Origin of the sequence: Nocardia sp. CA-084685, assembly GCF_050955785.1 — a bacterium.
Classification (GTDB): domain Bacteria; phylum Actinomycetota; class Actinomycetes; order Mycobacteriales; family Mycobacteriaceae; genus Nocardia.
Map to the genome: position 1 here is coordinate 329,201 of NZ_CP192095.1, position 18,409 is coordinate 347,609.

Genomic DNA, 18,409 nt, shown 5'->3' on the forward strand with positions numbered 1-18,409 from the left:
CGGGTGTACACAGCTTCCGCGACAGGGTGGCCGCGGTCGAAAACTGCTGTTCGTCAGCAGCTTCCAGACGGCCGGGCTGTGACAGCCAGGCCCGCACCTCACCGATGCCGTCGGCGAGGGTGTGTGCCGGGGCGAACCCGGTCACTGCGGTGAATCGCTGCCCGCTGACGCGGTAGCTGCGTGGGTCACCCGATGTGGCGACGGTCTCGATGAGGGTGCCGTGCACCTGGGCGGCGATCTGGACGGCCAGATCGGTGACGCGAACGTTGTGCCCGACGACGTTCCACACCGGATCGGCCGGCAGGTCGTCGTCGCCGATGTCCAGGCAGGCTAGGAACGCGGTCGCGGCGTCGGCGACGTGCAGGAAGGGCCGCCATTGGCGGCCGTCGCCGTCGACGGTGATCTTTTGCTCGGTGACCGCCCGGCGGGTCATGGTGTGTACGCCCAGGTCGAACCGCATCCGCGGCGAGGTCCCGAACAGGGTACCCAGCCGCAGCGAGATCACCCGGAACCCGGATGTTTGCAGCGCCGAAAGCGCCTGCTCGGCATGGGCTTTGGACTGCGAATACTCCGATAGCGGTGCCAGCGGGGAGGTTTCGTCGATCAGCTCGTCGCTGTGCCCGTACACCCCGCAACTCGAAGCATGGATCAACCGCCGTGCACCGGCGGTGCGGGCGATATCGGCTAGCCGGGCCGCGGCGGTGGCGTTGACCTCCCGAGTCCAGGCTGGGTTCAGCTTCCCGGCAGGGTCGTTGGAGACTGCGGCGAGCGCGATCACGGTGTCGCACCCGGTCACGACATCGAGATCGAGGGTGCGCACGTCGCCGCGGTGGATGTGCAGGCCTGGGTGTTCGGCCCAGTCGGAGAGCACATCGTCGCCGAACATGTAGGTGTCCACGGCGGTGACGGTGTGCCCACGCTTGAGCAACCGCGGCACCAGCACCGCACCGAGGTAGCCGCCCGCCCCTGTGACCAGGATCTTCTGCATCATCAGTTCCCTTCTCCGTGCCCGGTTGTGCCGGGCTCTTCTTCGTCGTGCAGGTACTTGTCAGCGCGGGGATCGGGCACCGCGTGACCGGCCTGTACCAGCACCCGGAATGCGGCACGTTTGCGTGCACACCGGTCCAGGCCGCAGTGGCGGTGCTGCTGCATCACCGCATGGGCCGCATCGACGCTGAACGGGGTCTCCGGGGCCTCGTGCGGCCAGCCGAGCGGCCACATCTCCGGCCGCGCAACCGGACTCGGCCGCGGGCGGCGCTTCTCGGCGTCGACGCGCCGTTTGATCTCATCGACGCTCGGGCCGCCTGGGCGGGCGGGGCACAGATACGACGTGCCGCCGGCCCCGGCCGCGAGCGCCAGCGCGGCCCCGGCCGCGATCATGATCACCATCTGCCAGCCTGCCATGCCGCTCACCTCCGCTTGGGGTCGAAATGCGGTGCGTGAGTTCCGAGTTCATCGGGTGCGTGGCAACGTGCGGAAGGTGCGCACACGAGATGTCACAAGCCGTCACGGGCGGCCGGTTGGTGGGCTACCGTGGCTGTACCACTGGAAGCCGCAGCACAGTAGGGGTGGGGCCGATGCAGGACCCAGGCGATAGACAGGCATTGGGTGTCACATTGGCGCGGTTGCGGACCACGGCCGGGGTGACGCAGGAAACGGTGGCGCGCAAATGCACGGTGGATCGCACCACCGTGGCCCATATCGAAGCCGGACGGCGAAGTGCGCCACGTGCGTTCTGGGCCGCCGCCGATGCCGCGGTGGCCGCCAGCGGCGCGCTGCTGGCCGCCTACGACGCCGGCCGGGGCTTTCGGCACTCGGCGCAGACCCCGGCGGCGGGTATCTTGACCGTCGGAACCGTGCTACCGGCAGTCGACCTGGCCTCCATGCTCGACACGGACCTGGAGAGGTGGCTCATGCTCAATCGACGACAGGTGATGGCTCTGCTCGGCGTCGCTGGAAACCTCCCGGCGGCCTCGCTGCTGGCAGGGCTGGAAAGTGACTCCGCCGGGCATATCGCCCACGCTGTGAACGCGAAGGTCGACGCCGCCGCGATCGACCAGATCGAAACCGTCCTGGATGCGGTGGGCCGTCAATACGAAGCCTTCGGCCCCCGCGCGGTGCTGGCCGTGCGGCAGAGTCAGGCCGATCTCGTCGACGCTCTGCTCCGCGACTGCCCCGAGCAGTTGCTGCCCCGGCTGCTGTCGGTGCGGGCGTCGCTGGCGCGGTCGCTGGGCTGGATGAGCTACGACGCGGGGAACCTCTCCCTTGCAGCGCACCATTACGAGCTGGCCCGCGACGCCGCGCACCAGGCCGGGAACCCGGCGCTGTCTGCGCTGGTGTTGTGCAACATGTCCCTGGCCGCTACCCGGGGCGGCAAGCCGGGTATCGGGGTCGATCACGCCATGGCCGCCCGCTACTGGGCGAACAGCAGCGACGATGTGTACCTGGCCGCTTACAGCGCCGATATGGCCGCCGAGGCCCACGCTGAACTCGGCCAGGCCGATCAATGCCGCGCCGCGCTGGACCAGGCCCGCGAGATCATCGAGAACGCCGCCGCGGCAACCCATCTGCCCAGCTACGTCTATGACCCGGGCCTCAACGCCGGGTTCGCCGCCGAATGCCTCACCAAACTCGGTCTCGGCGATCAGGCGGTCACCGCCGCGCACCGCTGCGTGGACCTGTTCGACCCCGCCTACGCCCTCTCGCGCGGGTTCGCCGATGTCGGCCTGGGGACCGCGTTGTGCCTGACCGGCGAGGTCGACGAAGCCGTCACGATCATCGCCCGCACCGCCGACACCGCCGCCAACTACGGATCTGCCCGGCTGGCTGGCGAAGTCGTGACCGCCCGCAACACCCTGCACCACACCGCACCGGATTCCGCGGCCGTGCGCACCCTGGACGCCGCTCTGGCCGCCCGCGGCCTGCGCTGATTCACTCCAGGTCCTCGCCAGTAATGGGATCGCGCAGCGGCCGGTGGTGCCCGCCCAGGTCGGGCAGGTAGAAGCTGTAATGCCCGGCCTAGCAATGCGGCGCGTTCCGATCAACGAAGCCGTCGGTGCAACGGACCTGGGGCCCCGCTATGGGTTTGACCCAAGACTTCAACACGTTGACTTGACACGGAACGTGAGTTCGGTGGTGAGCTGATCATCCTGATGGCGCTGGTGCATCACGTCGGCGACGGTCGCGTGCCCGTAGCGGGTGAAGAGATCGTTCAGCATGGCACTCGCAGTGTCCTGGTTGCCTTGGGTGTGGGCGTCCTGGAGTCTGCGCACCTGGTTCAGGATGGCGTGTTCATCGGCGGCTGAGGTGTCGCTCGCCCCTGCAGTTGTGCCGCACCCCGGGCCGGAAGTTGCGTGTGACGAGTGGTGGACACTGTGGGCCTGGCTGGTTTGCCGTGCCGGGGATCCCTTCGCGATCGAGTCGACTGCATTGTGCCGAGTGGCGGTCTGCCTGTGGCTGTTTGGAGTCGTGTGCGGAGCTGCTGAGAACGTGTCGTGTGGCTATGTTGTGCTGTTCGTTTGGGTTGGTTGACTGTTGATCGTTGGGGGTGGGGTTGGTGTCATGGTTGGGCCGTGGCCGGTGTAGACATATGGGTCGGCCAGGGGGGTGCCGGTGGGGGTGGTGACCGATGGCGATACGACGAGGCGTACCGGGTCGGTAGGGTCGCACAGCCATCCGATTGCTTGCTGGGCGGTCGGGCGAGCGGCGAGGTTGTGCTCGAAGTCGATCACGAATTCGTCTGGCTCGCCGAGTAACTCGGCGAATCGTTGAGCCAGCTCTGTTGCGTGGGCGGTGGCGTCCGGATTGCCGAAGTCGATGCTTGTCCAGGGTGGGAATCCTGTTGTGCCGCACAGCGATCGGTACAAGTAGGCGGTAACGCTTGCCTGAGTAGGGGTGTCGGTGTGACCGGCTTGCTCGCACAGTGTCTTGGCGAGGGTGAGTACTGATCCGAACAGGGGGCCGAAGGCCCGTGCCACTGCTATTTGCCGTTGCGACAGCTCGGGATGCAGTTCGACGATGGGCCACGGCGTGCGGGGCGTGGCTGGGCGGGCCGACAATGCGATGGCGATTTCGGTGATGTGGCCGATGAGGTCTCGGTCTTCGTCGGTGAGGTAGTTAGTGATTCCGAGGTGGTGCTCGGCGGTGGTGGGCACAGGGATGAGCGCTTGGAAGTAGCGGATGTAGAGCCAGACCGTGACCGCGCCGTACGGGCCGCCTTCGAAGAAGGTCGGGGGCGGGTCGACGCGGAATCCGCATCCGGATGATCCTGGCGTGGTGATCGCGGTGGCGATAGCGGCGGCGTCGACGGCTACCCGATGCACCTCAGCCGGGGTCGGGGTGCAGTAGCCGCATTGCGTGGCGGCGCCGTCGGCTCGCACGAAGCGCCCGACTCCGTGGCAGTGCGGGCAGGTGAACCATCGCACGGCGACCGGATCGGGTAGTGGTGTCCGGGCGGGGTGTGGGTGCAGTGCCGCGGCCATCTGCGGACTGTGCGTGTGGCCGTGAAGGAGGATTTCGCGCGACAGATCCATGACCGTCTGGTGATCGTCGCAGCTGCCGCCCTCGATCTGGATCCGGACGCCGGGTTCGGCGACGGCTCGGGCGGTGTATTCCTCGGCGGCGTGGCGCAGGCATCCTCGCGGGGTGATTGTGCGCAGTACCTCACCGTGGCTGCTGGTGTCGTATACAGCCATCCGCGGCCGCACCGGGTTGGCGTGCCAGCAGGTTGTTCGGGGATGCGACAACGACAGCTCGGCCAGTAAGCAGGAGCGCTGCGCGGCGGCCCGCGCTGCGGCGGCGAGCATCTGGGCGTGGACAAGTTCGACTGCGAACCGTTTGGCCGCGGCACCGCTGAGGCGGCGTTGTGCCTGCTGAATCCGGTCTTCGAACGTCTCGGCGATGCCGGTTCGATGGTCGGGGGCAGCATCGCCGTCACCCCGTTCGGGGTTCCGGAGTTCGTCGAGGTACTCGACGGCGTCCTCGATAGCGTTGTGGAACCGCCGATTGTCGGTGCATTGGGTGACCAGGTAGGGCAATCCGCCCAGGACGACGGTGGGGGCTGGGGAAAGGTCAGTGGTTAGCCACAGCCGCCGCAGCCGGTCGGCGAGGGTGTTCGCGATGGCGATCACCGATGCTGTTGTGGGGTCGCCGATTTCGTGCCATACGCCTTGGTCGTCGAAATAGCGGGTGCGCTGGCCGTCGAGTTCATGGCGTGCTCGGCTGTAGGAGATTCCGTTCGCTTGGGCGTGCGCACGCACGATGCGAGACCGGTTGTTTTTGGTCATGTCCGAATTCCCTTGCCCGGCAGTGACCCCACGCGTCCGCCGAATGTATCGGGTGCATGACGGATTAGGCGATATTGGTATTCGCACGTGTGGTCTGAGAACCCTTGTCCTCGGTCGCCATCCCGGCGTGGGCGGGGTCGTGGCTCGGAGTCGGGCTGGTGCGCCAGCCACCGCGTACCGTACAGCCGTTTGTGCCGCAGGCACACGAACCGCACGGCGTGTCGCGGCGATCGGTGCCCCGCGCGGTGTTGATCATCAGTCTTCCAACGCGTGACGGTGCTGGCCCGGCTCGCCTGTCTGGTAGGCGGGAGTCGAGGCGTGGCGGAGGACCGCGAGACTACATGCCCAGAGTCGAACCAGATTCGGAGGGGCCATCGAGTCCACTGCTCGGTGCCGACGGATTCTCGCCTACTGCCAATTTCGCACGAGGGTTCGCCGATTTATCGTGGTCGGTGTGAGGATCTGCGGCTGCACCGAGCGCGTCTAGCAGTTCGTCGCTGGCCTCCAGCGAATCGATGCCTGTGGGGGCCGCTTCTTTGGCGAGCCATCGGTGGCTTTCCCACACTGCGGTCGGCCCGCAGGACCGGAGTGCGGCAACGAACTCGGTTATTGTGGCTTCGAGTTCCGGGAACGCGGGATAGTCACGAAGCTCTGGGTGTGTCGACCGCAGCAGTTCTACACCTTGCAGCCACGGGATCGGATCCGATCCGGGATCGCCGGGGTACAGGCGGTACGGGTCAGGCAGGTCGGTGCGGCCGAAGCGGGCCAAGTTCTGGTTGGTGCGGATCGCTTCACGCATCCCCTGGGCATCGAAACGACAGTTGCGGATCAGGTAGTAGCAGTCGAAAAGGTCTTTGTAGCGGTGCCAAGGGCCAGCCCCGATGATCCGTGACGTGGATGGTGGCCCACTGAGCATGCAGATCTTCGTGGCGAGCTGATGGGCCGTGGGCAACAAGTCCGGTGTGTAGGGCTTCATTCCAGGAAATGTGATTGCCACAACCGGCCGCAAGCTCGGCTCGGATGGTCCCTCGAAGCCCACCTTGACCGGCGGTTTGATATCGAATTCGATGTTGATCGGATCGTCTACTGGAACCGTCATGTGCGGGCCTAGATGTGTATCGCGGGGCTGGGCGACTACGACGCCCATGGTGGTGCCGTTGGGATGCACTGTGCGGTGCGCGATGCTGTAGCGCACGAGACCACCCAACCCCAAGCCGCGAGTGGTGAGGACGTCGGGATCGTCGGCGGCGACGTGGTCGAGTAGGCGGGCCACGGTGGTGCTGAAGAGTGTGGCGGCCTGCTCGGGGTCACGGTCGTCGAGATCGCGGGCAGACAAGTCGAGATCGAACGCGGCGCGCGCCACGATGTAGGCGGGGTCCAGCGGCGAGGAGATCGTGACAGTCGGCCACTTGGTGTCGACGGGACGCGCCGGAAGTGACAGCGACCCGAGCAGGACCCAGTCGTGTGGTTCCACGGCGGCAAGTCGTTGTGCGAAGTCGGCGGCGAGAACCTGGTGCAGGATCCGGTCGGAGCCGACTTCAGGTGGGGCGGCGTGATCATCGATGAAGCGATGAAAGTGCGGCCAGGTGGGAAAAGCCTCGATGAAGTCCGAACCGATATGTGGGGCGGGGTCCTCCCACTGTTGGGCCACTCTTCAAGCTCCCGCGGCCGAGGCTTCATCACTGGAGGCGAGCAGGCCGGTCAGCCAGCTACGCCCGTCACCATCCCGGCCCGTCGCCACGCGGGTCTTCTCAAGGCGCGTCGCCAATTCTTCGTCATCGGCGAGTCCGGACTGCAGTATCCGTGCTGCGATACGGCCCAAATCGATGGGATCGAGTCGGCCCGAGCCGACGACATCGGTGAAGGCGCGGCCCGCAACGACCACGGGAAGGCCATCGACAGTTTTCCAGTCGCCAGCGTCCAGCGATCCAGCGGTGACTACCGTTTCGGGGACCTGCGACAAGTTTGATGTGCCAACGGTGGTGATTTCGGTGGGACCAGGCAGATCGACGAGCTTGTAGATTCGCAACGCGGTGGCTCCGGCAACTACACCGGCGGCGGGGAGGGACCGCTGTGAGGCGGGAAGGTGGGGCTCGAGGAGAAGCCATCGAGCGAACTGACGGGGGAATGGATGCCGTCCCCCGGCCCGCATCCTCACAACACCCGGGATTACCTGCTCCAGCAACCCGGCATCGACAAGGCCTTCGAGCTCGCTGTCGGTGACACCAGCCCCGCGGGCCTGAACCCCCGTGATCAACCCAGACTGGCCATCAGCCAAGTGGGCCAGCTTCACAATGCGTACGATCACCCTCCCGACTATATCCCTTGGCGCACAGCAGAAATGGGAAAGCATGTCCGACACCGGCTCCGCAACCATCGACTTCCGCACCGATCCGATCGGAGCGGCCCGGCAAGGGACCAACCCAACGGTGCTATGCAGGATGCGCAGTGGATGGGCCGTCATCGGCGGCACCCAACATCTGCCCGGGTACTGCGTGCTGATGCACGACGGCACAGCCGATCAACTCACCGACCTACCACGCCCGGACCGCATGACGTTCATGCACGACATGGTGCTGCTCGGGGAGGCGGTCGAGCGTGCCTGCCGCGCCGCGGATCCCGCTTTCTGGCGCATCAACTACGAGGTCCTCGGGAACCTGTGGCCGCATCTGCACGGACATATCCACGCTCGCTACCAGTGGGAACCCGATCACCTGCGTATCGGCCCGGTCCACCTCTACGGCCGGGATCGTCAGGCACCCGAGCACCAGCTCGGCCCCAGACACGACAACCTGCGGGACGCCATTGCCACTGCGTTGCGCGAGATCCTCGCGCAGTAGGCCGGCCTGAGGCATGCTGTTCCGGCGTCACCTGTCGGGTAGGCAATGGCCCCTGGCTTCGGCGGAGTCGGACCGAACGCGGGTCTTCTGCATGAGTGAGGCCCCCCGAACATCGTCATGGTGTTGGGGTGGTCACGGTCGCGTCGGAGCCCGGATAGGTTGCGGGAGTAGGTGATTCGACCGCACGGGTCGGTTGGTGTTGGGGTGGTCGTTGTCCGCTGCGGGCGGCACGCAGGGCCGGGAGGTCGATGTCGATTGGCGCGCTGTCGCTGTCGACGACGACTTCGACCGCGACATCGGGATCGGCGTAGAGGCTTAGGACCAGCCCGCCGTGGCCGTCCTCGTAGGCGTGCACGTGGAAGTTTCGGCCGTCGTCGCGGGTGCCGTCAATGGCGGGTATGAGCCCGTACTCGCCTTGGTCGTCGACGCTCAGCTCGTGGGTCCAGGCGCGGAAGCTGGCGGGTGCGGGCTCCTCGGAGCCTGGGTGGGGCGGTGAACTGCTGTGGGGCATGGTGGATCCTCGGGGAACAGGGGACACGACTGCGGCGTACTGGTTTCCGCGTACGGCGATGCGCCGGTGTCATCGTCGCCCATCACTTGGGCCTCGCGGCCGAGCATCCGCACGGGCGGTGTGTCACCCCGCGGGGTCGATCCGATCTCCGAGCGGTCGGGTCCCGCGCTGGCTGTTTGGCGCGATTGAGGCTGGGGTGCACCTGCGGGGTGTCGACTGGCCCGGTCGGGCGGTGTGGCTGCCGTTGAGGCTTGCGTCTTAGTGTTTCTCGGTGGTCAGGATGCGGTAGAAGAATGTCTCGTTGGCTAGTGGTGCTGGTCCGCCGGGGAATCCGCCTAGCCATTGTGCGAAGTTCAGCGGTTCGGCGGGTGCCTTCAGGATGAAACCCAGTTGTCGGTAGAACTCGGCGAGTCCGGGGTCTTCGGTGAGGAATTGGCCGTAGAGGATCTCCACTCCGCCCCGGTAGGCGGCTGAGGTCGCGGCGTTTACGAAGGCCCGCCCGAGGCCGTGCCGGCGGTGGTCTTCGTCGACGGCGACCAGGTGCAGTTTGGAGGTGAACAGCAGGGCCTGCATGACTGCGGTGGTGTCGAGGTTGTGTTTTTCGGCGAGGTCGGCGATGAACTGCGAAGCGGGCCCGACGAGCGTGCCGCCGACCACCTGTCCATCCAGGGTGGCGACCAGGGCTGTGGTCCGGGCCCACGCCACTGCGTCGAGATCGCCGCCGGTCACCGCCGACATCATCATCCGATGGCTGCTGTCGGGATCGCGAAGGCCTTCACCGAGAAACCGGTCAGCGTGGGCGTGGACGAGATTCTCCGTGACTTTCGGCCCGCCCGCGCCCGCCATCGCCGCCCACCGTTCGAACCCGCGCAATTCCTCCGTGGTCCGGGCGGGTCTCACGCGGTACGGCCCGACAGCGACCTCGCCCAGTGCCGACGCCCGGCGGCGCGTAGCGCGACGCGGTGATACGGACTTCTTCGGCTTACGCCCCTTGGACTTCGGCACCGCACAACCCCTTTGCCGGATGCGAACTGTACTCCTGAACGCTACCGGGTCGCACGCGGGCTGCCCGTGGAAATCGTTGTGAGGTGGGGCTTTTCGCGTCACTGGACCCCCACGTGCCGACACCTCGAAGCTCGTCAGACCGACGCAGTCGAATCGGCCTGGATGAGCGGCTGTCCAGTACCGAGTTTCGGGGCGCCTTCCTGAACTCGGCCTGATCGCGCTTCCACGCGGTGTCGTCCTGTTCGAAGGCTGCCCCGAACCGGTCGAACCACTCGATCGCCGTCCAGAACCTTTGGGTCAAATCCGTATTCGGGGTATCGATGGGGCTGGATGAGGATTCGTCACTGTGTTGGTAGTTTTCATCGCCCCGGCGGCTCGCGGGTTCGGAGACGGATCGCCGGGTGACACGGTAAGGTCGGCGGTGTTGTTCCCCGCATACGCGGGGATCGCTCACCTCGAGGTGAGCATTCGGCCCTGCCTATGCGGGGATTCCCCGCCGCTGCGGGGTTATTCAGGATGCGTCCATGGCTCCTGCCTATGCACCATGAACCCTCGCACCCTGTCTGCCCCGAAACCGAAATGGCCCCGGCAGGTGATGTCAGCACCGGCCGGAGCCCCGACGGAGAGGATTCCTCCGCAATGACTTGGTACACCATCACCCACTCCTGCACACACGAAGTCCCCCAACATGTACACGGCGACAACCGATCTCAGCGCGACTGGAAAGCCAAGCAGCTCGAACAGCAGATCTGTAACGCCTGCTTCGCCCGCGACCAGAAGACCGAACGCGACGGCGCCAACGCTGCCGCGCTCGCTGCTGCTGACGCGGCGGAGTGGCCCGCACTGACCGGCACCGAGAAACAGGTCCCGTGGGCGGCCAGCCTCCGCGCCCGCGCCCTGGCGCTGCTGGACGTGGTTGCAGAGGTGGCCGCCGGTAATCCGCACCACCCCGAGGGGGGAGAGCTCGTCGCTCCGGTGCGGGAGATGCTGCTGAGTCAGACAACAGCCCAGTCGTGGATCACCTTCCGCGACAAGAATTTCAACGCCATGATCACCGCATGGGCAACACCCGATGAACGCGGCCGATGGCGCGACCAGGCCGGTATCGACCGGTTTCCCGATAGCGTGCTCCGCGTGGCGAACAACCGTTTCTTCGCCCGCGAGCAGTAAAGGAGGTTCTCCGCCCATGGAAAACCTGAATTGGTGGCTGGGACTCGACACCGACCGCTTGATCGGCATGACAGGCTGGGCCGGACAGACGCCCGAGGGCGAAGTCCCCTTCGTCCTGCTGTATCCGCTGCAAGGTGGGCTCGAGGCGGACATGCGGCGGCTAGCGTCTGTCCTCGGCCTCGCCGTGGGTGCTGATGGCGCACCCCCGCAAACCCCCGGCCTTGCGTCGGTGACGGTTGCCGGCGGCTGGGTTCGACTGCGCATCGGCGAGTGGAGCACCGAGATACCGAGCAGCCCGGAGTTCGCGGACGCGGCACAGGCCGGGTGGGGAGTTCTCGTCGTCGGCGAGCGCGCATGGTCCGGAACCTCCGCCCAGCTGGACGGATACCTGGCTGCTGGCGGGTTCCACGCAGTGCACCACGGTCGCATTCCTGTCGGGTGATCCCGGATTCCGGGCGGGGCCGAACATCTCGAACACCTCGGCGTGGAACTGGTTACGGGCCTGGAGCATCCGCACGCGGGTCACCTCGTCAGCCGGTCGTCGTGCCGGTCGAGTTGATGGTGGTTGTCGGGGTGTGGGCGGCGAGTGCCGTTGTTCAGAGGCCGTGGCCCAAACCTGCGCTGGTGGGGACGCTGTCGATGCTGCTGGTGGTGGCGACGGTGGTTGAGAGGGTGTTGGAGGGGTGTGCAGCTGTGGCTGCGGTGAGTGCGGTGGTGTGGTCGAGTAGAGCGCGCAGGATCGTCGCGGTGAGTGCGGTCGGGGTGTGGGCTGCGCGGTGCCCTCCGATCATTGTCTCTAGCATGGGCGCGTATCGGACGTCGATGCTCCAGCAATCCCCTGGGCGCAGCGCAGCGGCACGTCGGATCGGCGTGTGGGGTAGGCGGTGATAACAGTGTCCGCATCGATGTTGACGGCGACTGATGGCCACCACTGGCCGGTGATGCTGTTGTGCTTTTCGATGTAGGCGTCCAGGTCGTTGAGATCTGCGGCGATCCGCGCGGCCTGCTCGGCCAGCGTGGGCGGGGCCGGGTTCGGGACATCGCTCGGCCCGGCGATGTCGGTCCATATAGCGGTCCAGGATCGCCCCTCGAGTAATTCCAGCCGGAGCAGCACGTCGATCACGGTGTTGTCCCGCTCGATGTCGAGCTGGGCGAGCTGGCGTTGCACGAGCCCGTTGAGGGTGCCTGGCGGCAGTGCCGGTATTTCGGCCGCGGCGTCAGGTGGAATGGCGGGCAGCCAGGCAGTCGAGCCGTATTGCGTTGTCGTCCAACCGTTTTTGCTCGATTTGGCCCACCCGGTACGGGCGAGATAGTTGTCGATCAGGTGAGGGATCGGGGTGCGGGCGGTCATCGCGGCTGTCACACAGCCCCAGGTGTCGCGGGTGTTCATACGGGGCTCCCAGGTGCGCTTGTCGGGGTTCCAGCGGATGGGTGCAGGTGCCGTCCAGAAGGGGGTGAAGCAGTCACAAGCTATGTCCGTTCAGGAACGTGGGCGTCGTGGACTCACACCGCTGGTGTGTGCGGCGGCGGCCACGTGGGCGGGAACCGGCGTGACGGTTGTGTGTGGGCGTTTCTGGTTCGATCGGCTCGGCGGTGGCGGTGGTCTGCGTAGCGGTGGTTTACGTGCGTGGGGTGTCTGTGGTGCGGGTTTTGTCGGTCAGGTATTGGCGTAGTGCGGCGGTGATGATGTCGCTGCGTGTTGTGCCGCTGCGGTGGGAGTATTCGGTGAGTGCTTCGTCTATGTCTGCGGGCAGGTGAGCGACGGTTTGGACTCTTGGAGTTGGCATCTGGAACGTCCTTGTTTGTTGCGGTTTGCGGGGGTGCGCGCGGTGTGGTGTTGGCCTGGCTGTCGCTTGGGGTCGGTGCGGGCGGTGGGTGGTGGGTGTTTGGGGAATCATCACTTCACACGCGGCGGCACTTTTCGTCTTCGTCGGTCACGTTGATGAGGTTCATGCTGGGGCGGTTCCGTTCACGGATTCTCGGTGTTGGCCCGCTTGAATTTTGTTGTGGTGTGGGGTTTCATCTGTCGGAGCCTGTGTCCGGTTCCGGCTTGTCGACTAGTGCTGTGGTGTTTGTGTCGTGGGTGGGGGCGGTCGCTGGTGTGGTGTGGTCGGGGGCTGTGGGTAGTGCCGCGGTGGGAGTGTGCGGGTTGCAGAGCGAGGCGGCGTCGAGGCTGTCGGTGAGATCAGTGGTGGAATTGGGTTGTCGTGGTGGGGGTTTGGGGGTGGTTATGTCCAGGTCCAGGGGCCGCCTTGGCGGGTGGGTAGCCAGTGGTTGGTGACCAGGTCCGACCAGGTTCCGGCGGGGCGGGTGGTGAAGCGGACGAGTCCGGGTTCGGTGGGGACCTCGATGATGTCGCGGCACAGGCCGACGAGTCCGGACACGGTGGAGACCAGGGGGATGAATCCGTTGTGGTGGATGCGTGCGCGCATCGCGGCGCGGGTTTGGGCGCCGATTGTGTACCAGGCCTCGGTCGCGGCGAGTTGTTCGGGCAGCGGGGCGAATACGTCGACTCCCATCCATTGTCGTGTGGGGTCGCCGGTGACGGGGGTGCGGCAGGTTTGGCGGGTCACGAACACCTGCCCGACTTGTGTGTGCAGGTGGGTGATGTCGGTGTCGGGCAGTGCGGCGGCGCGTTCGACCTGGTCGCGTTCGACGAGCAGGCCCGCGCTGTGGTGGTAGCGGGGGCCGAGTAGTCCGCTGGCCAGCAGTGCGGGGATCTTGCGTTGCGGCACTCGGGGTTTGAGGATTTCCAGCGCGCCGGTCGGGCCGACCAGGGCGATGTCGGCTCGCTTCGCTGTCGCCATCGGGCTCCTTCCGTAAAGAATAAACACAGTGGGTTGTCGGACACCACTGTAGTTGCTACAGTGGTGTCCGACAACCCACTGTGTTCGGGAGGGGATTATGACCATTCAGCCCACCGCCCATGTCGGCGACCCTCGTACCGGTTCGCCGATCACGCCGAGCGCAGCGCAGCTCGGCACGGCTCGTGAGTATCTGTGGGCGTGTGCCGATATGGCACCGGCCGACAACGAGGAGCTCATCGCGAAGGTCGAGGCCTTCTCCGACGAGCAGGTCGTGCGCGCCACGCTGCGGATGTGGCCGCAGGGCTGGGAGGACTTCTGCACCTATTTCGCCCCCGAGATCCGCGACGCCGAACAGGGCGCGTAGCGGCCTACCGGCTCTCTGCGGGCAGACACACCGGGTTCGAGTCCCGGGAGAGGACGAACGGGGTCCGGACTCATCACCCGGGCGGCAGGTGATCCCTGTCCGCGTGCCTGGTCCGCCACCGGCGGATGGGGCCGCCCCAGCATCACCACCGGCGCTGCCTGTCCGCTCACGGCTTGCGCGCATTGAGTGCCGCTGTTTCGTCGCCGCCGGATCGGCCACGCCGATATCGATCAGCCCCACACCGAAAAGAGCACTGCGATGACCTCTTCGACGAATCGACTGGAACTTCTGCTCGAACGCCGTGACGACGCGCTCGCGCGCGGCGATCTGCGGCGCGCGCTGGAACTCGATGACGACCTCGAGGACCTCGGCATGCACGGCGATGATCGCGCCACCTGCCATGGCTGCCAGGTCTGGGGCGATCATGCCCATGAGCTCCTGACCGGACGGCGCATCACCCTCGCCGAATACGAGCAGCAGCGCCGCGCCCGTACGGCGCGGCGGCGATAGTCGGGGGAGGAAAGCCCCCGCGTCCACACCGTTGACCGTCACCATTCACCATTCACCATCAAGGAGAACGCCATGCACGACGCGATATCCCTGGCCAGCGAGATCAGCCGCTGCGCGGCCGTTTCGGTGCGCCATCGCGGCAACGCTGAGACCGATCCCGCCTATCGCGACCTGTGGATCGCCTCGTCCGACCGTCACCGAGCCCGTTATCGCACGCTGGCTGACACCGCACGCCGCCGGCCCGATCCGGAGATGGCCCGCGCGCTGGATCTGTTCGGCCACGGCTCGGTTCTCGACTGATCCCGCAGCACCCCGCGCGCGGCCCGGTACCACAGGCCGCCGAAACGGCCCACTCACCGGTCCGTGAGTGGGCCGTTTCGAACGGCCACGGGAACTCTCGGCGGCGTGGACATGGAAAACCGAAGTGTCACACCATGATCAGCGATGCCCCGGCGCGCGCCGGTCTCGACGGACCGTTCAGCACTGAGAACTGTTGCATGGTCCGCTCAGCGGACCGGGGGTGGTGTCGCAGGGGCGAACGGTGAGCAGGGCTGGGGGTAGGGATGTTGGCGTTGACCGCTATCTGCCCAGCCGCGCCGTGCGGTCGAGAACTGCGCTCGCTGTGGCGAACGCGCCGCTGAACGTCAGCTGGGCACCCCGGGCCCGCCATGAGGGTTTCGAGCGGATGCGTGAGCGGGACGAAGCCCGGGCGCGCTCACGGCGCTGGCTCGGGAAGCATTTGGCCTCGGGCAAACACCGCAACCGCGGGAGCGGTCCGGTCTGCATGTATGGCCAGTGGTGAAAACCGTTCCGATTTCGAACCTCTGCGGGACCGAGGGCGCGCGCGGCGCGCAGCCCTGGTCCGCTCGATCCATGACAGCACGACAGAGGGGATATCGCGAGATGCGCCCTCAGGACTATGACCCGGATTTCGGTCACGACATGCTGGTGGCGGTGCTGCTCAAGCTGGGTGGGTCGATCGAGCTGACCGTCGATGATGTCGCCCCGGATGCTCTGGGCAACGCCGAGGGGAAGCGGTACCCGGTGATGCTGGATCCGTTGAGCGGCAACCATTTCCGGCTCTCGGTCGTCGCGACCACTGTCGACCACCGCCCCGCCCCGCCCCGCCCGACCCCGGCAGGGCCGACCCGTTTCGTGTCGCGGTGCTCACCGCGCTGGCCCGCATCGACCGCGCATTCGCCGAGGACGCGGGCCCCGACGAACGCGACCGTCAGTACTGCCTCGAGCAGGTCGACAAGATCCTGCGCGCCGCGATCGACCAGGACGGGGGTGAGCAGCGGTGAGCCTGACCGGCCGACGGTCACGCTGCGCGCGTATAGCGGGCGTCGCCGACCGGCCCGGCCATTGATTTCGTGGTCGGCGCGACGTGGCTGGGTACGGGACTGTAGATGATTCAAACAAAGAACGGGCTCACACTGCGAAACAAGCCAGCCCAGGCCATGATGGTGCGGACACGGAATGAGATGAAGCGCGAGCGGTGCGAGCGAGCGCTGCTGCTCGTGGTCTTCTCCTTACTGGTGATCCTCACCGTAAGTCGCGAATTTCCGAAGCTTTCGGCACTTATCGCGTCGGCGACAGGCTGGATTACTGGCACCGCCCTGCTTATCCCAGGGGAAAACCGTCCCCGCAATGATTGGGATGGTTGTCGGGGTCATTGACCTCGTCGGTGTCCCGATCATCCAACGTGCCTGCGATCCGCGCCGAGACACCTCCAGACCGACAAGACCCTGACGGGGCACGATCAGCATCAAGTCCACGGCTGGCAGTGCTGGCAGCGCTGGCTCAGTCAGGGACCGCTAATCGGCGGAATTCCTTTCGTGGCCAATGCAATTCCGGCCGCTCGTCGTCAGCATTCGGAAGCTGTTTCGCATCAGCCTTCGACGAACAGGGTATTCGACGGCGTTGGACACACTGACCGGTTCTTCTCGGCGGTGCGCCGGTCCAAACGATCGACAACCTCACCGAACTTGTCCCTGGCATTCCTTCCCGCATTTCGAAGTCGTTTTGTTGTGTTCATCGAATGGCCCGGCAATTAGCGGTCTTAACTAGCCTCACGAAGTATCGAGGTTTCGTTCAAAGTGTCCCTTCGAACACAAATCGCGTGTGATACTTTCTGGGCTACGGCCACGCGAAAGAGCGCTAGTCGCGCCCACAACAAACGCCGTGGGTGGTGTGGCGACTAGTCCAATAGTCGACGAGATCCCTGACTACCCAAGGTAATCGGAGGACGCAATGCGCTTCGTAACTCGTGCTGAGCAGAACGAAATGACACAACGACACGGCCATTGGCGGACCTCGCCGAGCCGGTCCCTATCCGACAGCTACTTCGACGGCCAGCCACTTCCCCGCGAGATCCTCCCGCGCCATTGGCGACCTGAAGGCGACGTCCACGGCGGTCGAAGGATCTCCCGGTCGACAGAAAGCACCCGGTACTTCACAGGGCCGCAAGTCCTCATCCTCCGCGACGACGTGCGACGCATGACCTGGGCAGCTAGTGTCGAGCGCCATCGGCTGGTCCTACACAGCTACCTGCTCCCGGCTGCCTCTGAACCGCAGCTTGGACGTCAGACCCTCGCCGAGGGCGCTATCTGGCGCGCCCACCTCACCCTGAACAAGTACACGGGACGGGTCTGCCCCACCTGGGTGACCCGCCCGAACGGCCGAGGCGAAATCTGGCATGACGGGCATCGAATCGAGACACAAGGAAAGAACATCGACTTTCCGTTTTTTGCCTACAGCCAGGTGCCGATCGGACTCGTGCAGACCGAGGAGCCACCATTCGGAGTCCTCGGCTACAAGTGCCGCGACACCGGCCGCATCTACGTGCGACGCGTCGAGGGCTCAGACGCCGGAGCCGAACAGATCCTTGTGGCTGAGGACACGATCGGAGGAGCCTCGTTCGGGATCTCCAACAACGACGTCGTCTGCCGTGTGGACCTCATCCGAGACGGGCAGCTCATCCCAGCGCTGTCGACGTCGAACGACGGTGGCAGGTCCTTCACCCCACCACAGCCGATTGACCTCACCTCAGCGCTCGAACAGGGCTTCGTTCCGTGCCCCGGCTACCAGAAGCCGATTGTGGACAAGGGCGGCTCGTTCCACATGCCCATCGGGCTCCAGGGCGAAGGTGAAGCTCTAGCGCTGAACTACGTCGTCGCGTCCGACATCATGGTCGAAGCCATCAGAGTGGCCGGCGAGTTGGGCAAGACCGATCTGGAAGTCTTCCCCAGTACTTTGGGCAGTGGCAACACCTTCGGCAACGGCGTCAGCGATGGCCACGGACTCATCATGGTGGTCAGCACGACGGACGGAAAGCTGTTCTCCAGTAATTCCTCCGCCGGTGGAGGGCACTTCCCGGAAGCGCAACTACTCAACCACGAGATGCCCCTGGTCTCCGACTTCTCGGCGTCGGAGTGCTACAGCAGTGGCCTGACACCGAACGTGGTCAGCATGGACTACCTCGTTGTGGAAGCCGACGCGGTCGGGCGACCACGCTCCGGCGAGGTCTTCATCGAAACGTGGGACATGCCGCTGCCGCTACCGAATGCGACTGCGAGAGCAACAGGGAGCCGTCTCGAGGTCGAAGTTCTCAACGACGCCGACCTCGAACCCGGCAAGGTGACCTTTGGTTTCGACGATCCCACGGTCAACGTCACCGACGTCAAGATCCAGGACCTGCGCCACGCCACCGTAGACACCGACTGCGCAGACCTTTCGGGCAAAACCATTACCTTCGACGTGCTGACCCTCTTCCACCGCCACTACGGTGAGGCACTCATAGAGTGAGAGGTGCGTTGTACCCGGGATCGGCACTGTTCGGGCTGTCGGGCAGGTAGTCCTGGCCACAGCGGTAGCATCCCGTCGGCGATGTCGGCGGCGATGTCGGCGGCGATCAG

General features: G+C 65.8%; 20 protein-coding genes and 1 pseudogene. 9 read left to right on the forward strand and 12 right to left on the reverse strand.

Annotated elements, in window-relative coordinates; genetic code table 11:
* Positions 1–193: 193 nt before the first annotated feature.
* Both ACQP2U_RS43475 and ACQP2U_RS43480 read right to left on the reverse strand, forming a co-directional pair.
* Positions 194–991: pseudogene (locus ACQP2U_RS43475) on the reverse strand (NAD-dependent epimerase/dehydratase family protein); the annotation flags it as partial.
* Positions 991–1,404 carry a hypothetical protein gene (locus tag ACQP2U_RS43480; protein WP_433717401.1) on the reverse strand — a complete coding sequence of 138 codons (414 nt, stop codon included), beginning with the start codon at positions 1,402–1,404 and terminating at the stop codon, positions 991–993. The gene ACQP2U_RS43480 and the pseudogene ACQP2U_RS43475, both read right to left, overlap by 1 nt.
* A gap of 173 nt (positions 1,405–1,577) precedes the next feature.
* Between ACQP2U_RS43480 and ACQP2U_RS43485 the strand changes: the two genes are divergently transcribed.
* The gene (locus ACQP2U_RS43485) at positions 1,578–2,930 is read left to right on the forward strand and encodes a helix-turn-helix domain-containing protein (RefSeq protein ID WP_433717403.1); all 1,353 of its coding nucleotides are present in this window, start codon (positions 1,578–1,580) and stop codon (positions 2,928–2,930) included.
* Positions 2,931–3,098: 168 nt separating this feature from the next.
* Here the strand turns inward: ACQP2U_RS43485 and ACQP2U_RS43490 are convergent, their stop codons facing one another.
* The 4 genes from ACQP2U_RS43490 to ACQP2U_RS43505 form a co-directional block, all read right to left on the reverse strand.
* Positions 3,099–3,272, reverse strand: coding sequence for a hypothetical protein (locus ACQP2U_RS43490; protein WP_433717405.1), 174 nt, complete (start codon positions 3,270–3,272; stop codon positions 3,099–3,101).
* Positions 3,273–3,500: 228 nt separating this feature from the next.
* Positions 3,501–5,285 carry a hypothetical protein gene (locus ACQP2U_RS43495; protein WP_433717407.1) on the reverse strand — a complete coding sequence of 595 codons (1,785 nt, stop codon included), beginning with the start codon at positions 5,283–5,285 and terminating at the stop codon, positions 3,501–3,503.
* A 337-nt stretch (positions 5,286–5,622) separates the two neighbouring features.
* On the reverse strand, positions 5,623–6,936 hold the full coding sequence (locus ACQP2U_RS43500; RefSeq protein WP_433717409.1) for a hypothetical protein: 1,314 nt from the start codon (positions 6,934–6,936) through the stop codon (positions 5,623–5,625).
* Positions 6,937–6,939: 3 nt separating this feature from the next.
* Positions 6,940–7,593, reverse strand: coding sequence for a type IV toxin-antitoxin system AbiEi family antitoxin domain-containing protein (locus tag ACQP2U_RS43505; RefSeq protein ID WP_433716968.1), 654 nt, complete (start codon positions 7,591–7,593; stop codon positions 6,940–6,942).
* 43 nt (positions 7,594–7,636) lie between these two features.
* Here ACQP2U_RS43505 and ACQP2U_RS43510 point away from each other — a divergent pair, with 43 nt between their 5' ends.
* Positions 7,637–8,125, forward strand: coding sequence for a diadenosine tetraphosphate hydrolase (locus ACQP2U_RS43510; RefSeq protein ID WP_433716966.1), 489 nt, complete (start codon positions 7,637–7,639; stop codon positions 8,123–8,125).
* Between the two features lie 115 nt (positions 8,126–8,240).
* Here ACQP2U_RS43510 and ACQP2U_RS43515 read toward each other — a convergent pair whose 3' ends face one another.
* Both ACQP2U_RS43515 and ACQP2U_RS43520 read right to left on the reverse strand, forming a co-directional pair.
* Positions 8,241–8,636 carry a hypothetical protein gene (locus tag ACQP2U_RS43515; RefSeq protein ID WP_433716964.1) on the reverse strand — a complete coding sequence of 132 codons (396 nt, stop codon included), beginning with the start codon at positions 8,634–8,636 and terminating at the stop codon, positions 8,241–8,243.
* 258 nt (positions 8,637–8,894) lie between these two features.
* A complete protein-coding gene (locus tag ACQP2U_RS43520; protein WP_433716962.1) occupies positions 8,895–9,641 on the reverse strand; it encodes a GNAT family N-acetyltransferase in 747 nt (248 codons plus the stop codon).
* A 639-nt stretch (positions 9,642–10,280) separates the two neighbouring features.
* Here ACQP2U_RS43520 and ACQP2U_RS43525 point away from each other — a divergent pair.
* Positions 10,281–10,811: a hypothetical protein gene (locus tag ACQP2U_RS43525; RefSeq protein ID WP_433716960.1), complete on the forward strand. Its 531-nt coding sequence runs from the start codon at positions 10,281–10,283 to the stop codon at positions 10,809–10,811.
* Positions 10,812–10,827: 16 nt separating this feature from the next.
* Positions 10,828–11,253, forward strand: coding sequence for a hypothetical protein (locus ACQP2U_RS43530; RefSeq protein ID WP_433716958.1), 426 nt, complete (start codon positions 10,828–10,830; stop codon positions 11,251–11,253).
* 154 nt (positions 11,254–11,407) lie between these two features.
* Here ACQP2U_RS43530 and ACQP2U_RS43535 read toward each other — a convergent pair whose 3' ends face one another.
* The 4 genes from ACQP2U_RS43535 to ACQP2U_RS43550 all read right to left on the reverse strand — a co-directional run bounded on the left by ACQP2U_RS43535 (position 11,408) and on the right by ACQP2U_RS43550 (position 13,618).
* A complete protein-coding gene (locus ACQP2U_RS43535) occupies positions 11,408–11,602 on the reverse strand; it encodes a hypothetical protein (RefSeq protein ID WP_433716956.1) in 195 nt (64 codons plus the stop codon).
* Between the two features lie 5 nt (positions 11,603–11,607).
* Positions 11,608–12,201: a hypothetical protein gene (locus tag ACQP2U_RS43540; protein ID WP_433716954.1), complete on the reverse strand. Its 594-nt coding sequence runs from the start codon at positions 12,199–12,201 to the stop codon at positions 11,608–11,610.
* Positions 12,202–12,430: 229 nt separating this feature from the next.
* Positions 12,431–12,598, reverse strand: coding sequence for a CopG family transcriptional regulator (locus tag ACQP2U_RS43545; protein ID WP_433716952.1), 168 nt, complete (start codon positions 12,596–12,598; stop codon positions 12,431–12,433).
* A 441-nt stretch (positions 12,599–13,039) separates the two neighbouring features.
* Positions 13,040–13,618: a hypothetical protein gene (locus ACQP2U_RS43550; RefSeq protein WP_433716950.1), complete on the reverse strand. Its 579-nt coding sequence runs from the start codon at positions 13,616–13,618 to the stop codon at positions 13,040–13,042.
* A gap of 97 nt (positions 13,619–13,715) precedes the next feature.
* On the opposite strand from ACQP2U_RS43550, the gene ACQP2U_RS43555 reads away from it, so the two are divergent.
* The 5 genes from ACQP2U_RS43555 to ACQP2U_RS43575 all read left to right on the forward strand — a co-directional run bounded on the left by ACQP2U_RS43555 (position 13,716) and on the right by ACQP2U_RS43575 (position 18,299).
* A complete protein-coding gene (locus tag ACQP2U_RS43555; protein ID WP_433716948.1) occupies positions 13,716–13,982 on the forward strand; it encodes a hypothetical protein in 267 nt (88 codons plus the stop codon).
* Positions 13,983–14,240: 258 nt separating this feature from the next.
* Entirely contained in the window at positions 14,241–14,492 is a 252-nt protein-coding gene (locus tag ACQP2U_RS43560; protein WP_433716946.1) for a hypothetical protein, read from the forward strand.
* A 72-nt stretch (positions 14,493–14,564) separates the two neighbouring features.
* Entirely contained in the window at positions 14,565–14,792 is a 228-nt protein-coding gene (locus ACQP2U_RS43565) for a hypothetical protein (RefSeq protein ID WP_433716944.1), read from the forward strand.
* 863 nt (positions 14,793–15,655) lie between these two features.
* The gene (locus ACQP2U_RS43570) at positions 15,656–15,796 is read left to right on the forward strand and encodes a hypothetical protein (protein WP_433716942.1); all 141 of its coding nucleotides are present in this window, start codon (positions 15,656–15,658) and stop codon (positions 15,794–15,796) included.
* 1,195 nt (positions 15,797–16,991) lie between these two features.
* Complete coding sequence (locus ACQP2U_RS43575) at positions 16,992–18,299, forward strand: hypothetical protein (RefSeq protein ID WP_433716940.1); 1,308 nt, start codon at positions 16,992–16,994, stop codon at positions 18,297–18,299.
* Positions 18,300–18,409 lie beyond the last annotated feature (110 nt).

Coding starts and splice junctions, on each gene's coding strand:
- ACQP2U_RS43480 (WP_433717401.1), bottom strand. CDS start 1,404: ATGGCAGGCTGGCAGATGGTGATCATGATCGCGGCCGGGGCCGCGCTG.
- ACQP2U_RS43485 (WP_433717403.1), top strand. CDS start 1,578: ATGCAGGACCCAGGCGATAGACAGGCATTGGGTGTCACATTGGCGCGG.
- ACQP2U_RS43495 (WP_433717407.1), bottom strand. CDS start 5,285: ATGACCAAAAACAACCGGTCTCGCATCGTGCGTGCGCACGCCCAAGCG.
- ACQP2U_RS43510 (WP_433716966.1), top strand. CDS start 7,637: ATGTCCGACACCGGCTCCGCAACCATCGACTTCCGCACCGATCCGATC.
- ACQP2U_RS43515 (WP_433716964.1), bottom strand. CDS start 8,636: ATGCCCCACAGCAGTTCACCGCCCCACCCAGGCTCCGAGGAGCCCGCA.
- ACQP2U_RS43525 (WP_433716960.1), top strand. CDS start 10,281: ATGACTTGGTACACCATCACCCACTCCTGCACACACGAAGTCCCCCAA.
- ACQP2U_RS43530 (WP_433716958.1), top strand. CDS start 10,828: ATGGAAAACCTGAATTGGTGGCTGGGACTCGACACCGACCGCTTGATC.
- ACQP2U_RS43535 (WP_433716956.1), bottom strand. CDS start 11,602: ATGATCGGAGGGCACCGCGCAGCCCACACCCCGACCGCACTCACCGCG.
- ACQP2U_RS43540 (WP_433716954.1), bottom strand. CDS start 12,201: ATGAACACCCGCGACACCTGGGGCTGTGTGACAGCCGCGATGACCGCC.
- ACQP2U_RS43545 (WP_433716952.1), bottom strand. CDS start 12,598: ATGCCAACTCCAAGAGTCCAAACCGTCGCTCACCTGCCCGCAGACATA.
- ACQP2U_RS43550 (WP_433716950.1), bottom strand. CDS start 13,618: ATGGCGACAGCGAAGCGAGCCGACATCGCCCTGGTCGGCCCGACCGGC.
- ACQP2U_RS43555 (WP_433716948.1), top strand. CDS start 13,716: ATGACCATTCAGCCCACCGCCCATGTCGGCGACCCTCGTACCGGTTCG.
- ACQP2U_RS43560 (WP_433716946.1), top strand. CDS start 14,241: ATGACCTCTTCGACGAATCGACTGGAACTTCTGCTCGAACGCCGTGAC.
- ACQP2U_RS43565 (WP_433716944.1), top strand. CDS start 14,565: ATGCACGACGCGATATCCCTGGCCAGCGAGATCAGCCGCTGCGCGGCC.
- ACQP2U_RS43575 (WP_433716940.1), top strand. CDS start 16,992: ATGACCTGGGCAGCTAGTGTCGAGCGCCATCGGCTGGTCCTACACAGC.